This window comes from Pseudomonas sp. Tn43 (genome assembly GCF_014192635.1).
Classification (GTDB): domain Bacteria; phylum Pseudomonadota; class Gammaproteobacteria; order Pseudomonadales; family Pseudomonadaceae; genus Aquipseudomonas.
Genome location: NZ_JACHYG010000024.1, coordinates 13,928 through 17,297, shown reverse-complemented (window position 1 = coordinate 17,297; position 3,370 = coordinate 13,928). Strand labels below are relative to the sequence as shown.

3 protein-coding genes are annotated in these 3,370 nt (G+C 56.0%); 1 reads left to right on the top strand and 2 read right to left on the bottom strand.

The annotated features are described in order from the left end of the window. Positions 1-192: 192 nt before the first annotated feature. Both FHW68_RS26900 and FHW68_RS26895 read right to left on the bottom strand, forming a co-directional pair. Positions 193-915, bottom strand: coding sequence for an OmpA family protein (locus tag FHW68_RS26900; RefSeq protein ID WP_095632544.1), 723 nt, complete (start codon positions 913-915; stop codon positions 193-195). Between the two features lie 117 nt (positions 916-1,032). Then, entirely contained in the window at positions 1,033-1,677 is a 645-nt protein-coding gene (locus tag FHW68_RS26895) for an MBL fold metallo-hydrolase (protein ID WP_183683942.1), read from the bottom strand. 216 nt (positions 1,678-1,893) lie between these two features. Between FHW68_RS26895 and FHW68_RS27385 the strand changes: the two genes are divergently transcribed. After that, positions 1,894-3,370: M10 family metallopeptidase (locus FHW68_RS27385; RefSeq protein WP_260296865.1), on the top strand; the 1,477-nt coding region annotated here is incomplete at its 3' end.

Genomic DNA, 3,370 nt, shown 5'->3' with positions numbered 1-3,370 from the left:
TCCATAGCTACAACGACTACCGGTCGCCGGTAGCTATGGAGAAACTGGCAGCATGAAACCGTAACTGGTGTCCAAAATTAGTTGACCAGTTCAGCTTGCCCGCGAAGAGGCCTGAGCAGGTGACACAGAAAAGCCCGCCCGATCTGCTGAAGATCGGGCGGGCTTTTTACGCCTGGGGTTCAATCAGACGCTTTAAGGATACTGCTGCACTTGACCCTGCTGCTGATATTCCTGACCCGGAATCGGCTTCAGGTTGACCTCGACACGACGGTTCTGCGCCCGGCCATTGACGTCACTGTTGCTGGCTATCGGGTTATCCGGCCCGGCACCGCGTGCTGTCAGGTTGGCGCCGCTGACACCTTGGGAAGTCAGGTAAGTCGCCACACTCTGGGCACGACGCTGGGACAGGTCCATGTTGTGCTGACGGCTGCCGGTGCTGTCGGTGTAGCCGACGATCTCGATCTGGTTCTGGTTGAACTCCTTGAGCGAACTCGCCAGGTTGTTCAACGGCTGATAGAAGCCCGACGCGATGTTCGCCGAATCGGTGGCGAAGGTGATGTTGCCCGGCATGATCAGCTTGATCTGATCGCCCTGACGCTGCACTTCAACCCCAGTGTTGGCCATGCTGGCCCGCAATTTTTTCTCCTGCTGGTCGGCGTAGTAACCGTAACCGGCGGCGGAAGCACCCACCACGGCAGCGCCAATCAGCGCGCCTTTGCCACGGTTATCGTGATTGATGGCAGCACCGGCCAGCGCACCGGCCAAGGCGCCGAGGCCACCGTATTTGGCGGTTTTGCTCATGCCCGTAGAGCTGCCATCAGCTGGACCCTGGTTGTCATAAGGGGTCTGCGATGCGCAACCGGACAACAAAGCCACAGCAGTAGCGACAATAATCAAACGACGCGAGGTGAACATGGAGAGCTCCTACTTTTTTTGCATTCTGGGGTGCAGCGGACTTAAGCAATGAACCTTTGCGGGCGTTGGATCATGGCCAACGCCAAAAATTCCGTCGTGCCTTTCATAACTGCACATTCAGGCTCGTACAAAGGGGTTACTGCGCATTTCATCACCCAGGCGAGTATCCGGACCATGACCGGTCACCACTGTCGCCTCTTCGTCGAGGGTATACAACCGTTGCTTGATCGAGCGCACAAGAGTCGCCTGATCGCCGCCCCATAAATCCGTGCGCCCTACCCCGCGCTTGAACAGCGTATCACCGGCAATCAGCAGCTTAGCCTCGGAAAACCAAAAGCTCATGGAGCCGGGTGTGTGACCCGGCGTGTGCAACGCCACGCCACAACCGCAAGCCAGCTCTTCATCATCGGCCAACCAACGATCCGGCGAGGGCACGGGGGTATAAGGCACCCCGAACATCTGGCATTGCATCTCCAGGTTGTCCCAGAGGAATTGATCTTCTTTATGCAAGTGCAGGGTTGCGCCGGTTTTCTCCTTGAGTTGCCCCGAAGCCAGGAAGTGATCCAGATGCGCGTGGGTGTGAATGATGCTGACCACTTTCAGGCCCAAGGCATCGAGACGCGCGAGGATCAGTTCGTGGTTGCCGCCCGGATCGACGACGATGGCCTTTTTGGTGATCGGGTCGCCGATGATTGTGCAGTTGCACTGGAGGGGGCCGACGGGGAAGGTTTCGCGGATGAGCGCTGGGGTCGGAACGTTCATGGAAGGTCCTGATTAATCAATTTCGTACAGGATACCAGCGCGCATTCCTCAAGACTTAGTGGCGCACGCCGACACAGGTTTTGCTGGACAGTTTTTTGACGCCATCAATTAAAAAAATAATGGCCATGTGATATCAATTGACGCTGGCTCTGGTGCAAAATCGCTTTTTGTAGCGGCCACATACAGGAAGGACCGCAGCTTATTCAGGAAATCCGCATGCCTCGTCCCACTGGTAACACCGATAGCTTGTCCTCGTCGCTGACCGGCATAAAATCCGTCGACAGTCTTATTTCTGGCGTCCAATGGGAAAGCACCAAGTGGTGGATGCCGGGGGCCGTGACTGATCTGACTTATAGTTTCATTTCGCTGACGACCTCTTTTTTCGCTACCAGCTACAGCGCTGACAATGAGTACGCCTCCGCGTATGCCCTGACAAGCGCACAGCAAAACGCAGTTATCAGTGCGTTGGGCAGCTGGAGCGCGGTTGCCAATATCACGTTCACCCTCACCAGCGACACCATCACCAATGTCGGCGACTTGCGTTTTGGTGGTTACTCGCTGATGGACGGCGAGACAGCTGCCTGGGCCTACACTCCCGGCAGTACACCGAAAGCAGGAGATGTCTGGATTGGTCCAGCGACGAACGAGGTCACGCCAGTCAAGGGTTCTTACGATTATCTGACCTTTGTGCATGAAATAGGCCATGCCATAGGCCTCAAGCACCCGTTCTCACCGAACGCATCGAACAACACGGTACTTGACGCATCGCTGGACGATGTTCGTTTCACGGTCATGAGCTACAACGACTCGTATTCGTATCAGCCCACCACGCCGATGCTGCTCGACATCCTCGCGATCCAGAGTCTGTACGGGGCCAACACGCTATGGCAGACCGGCCAGAACACCTACAGCTGGGCGAATAACCAGTCAGTGTTCGAGACTATCTGGGACGCCGGCGGTATCGACACGATCGACGCCAGCAACCAGTTGAATGCCGTGCGCATTGACCTGAACGAGGGTGCATTCAGCCAGATTGGCAAAGCGTTCCTCGACCTCACGACCCTGTCTGCATTCAACGAAGGCCTGGCAATTGCTTATGGCGCAAAAATCGAAAACGCCGTGGGCTCCTCCAACAACGACAGCCTGATTGGCAACGGCCTGAATAATATCCTCAATGGCCTGGCGGGCGCCGATATCATGAACGGCGGCGTTGGCAACGACACTTATCTTGTCGATGATGTCGGTGATGTGGTCATCGAAGGCAGCACTTCACCGACGGAAATCGATACCGCTCTGACTTGGATAAGTTACACCTTGGGCACTAATGTCGAGGCCCTGACGTTACTGGGCAGCGGCAACCTTAACGGTACCGGCAATGCCCTTAATAACGTCATTACCGGTAACTGGGGTCAAAACATTCTGGACGGTGGTGCCGGTGCCGATACCTTGATCGGAGGAGGTGGCAACGACACCTATTTCGTCGACAACGCCGGTGACGTCATTATTGAAAACAGTACGGTGGGCGAACTCGATACCGTGAACGCTTCGGTAAATTTCAACCTGGGCGCCAACGTAGAAAATGTCGTGCTGACCGGCACGGCCAACATCAATGCCAACGGCAATACCCTGAACAACGTGCTGACCGGCAACAGCGGCAACAACACACTCAACGGTAGCGCTGGCCTGGATACCA

Coding starts and splice junctions, on each gene's coding strand:
- FHW68_RS26900 (WP_095632544.1), bottom strand. CDS start 915: ATGTTCACCTCGCGTCGTTTGATTATTGTCGCTACTGCTGTGGCTTTG.
- FHW68_RS26895 (WP_183683942.1), bottom strand. CDS start 1,677: ATGAACGTTCCGACCCCAGCGCTCATCCGCGAAACCTTCCCCGTCGGC.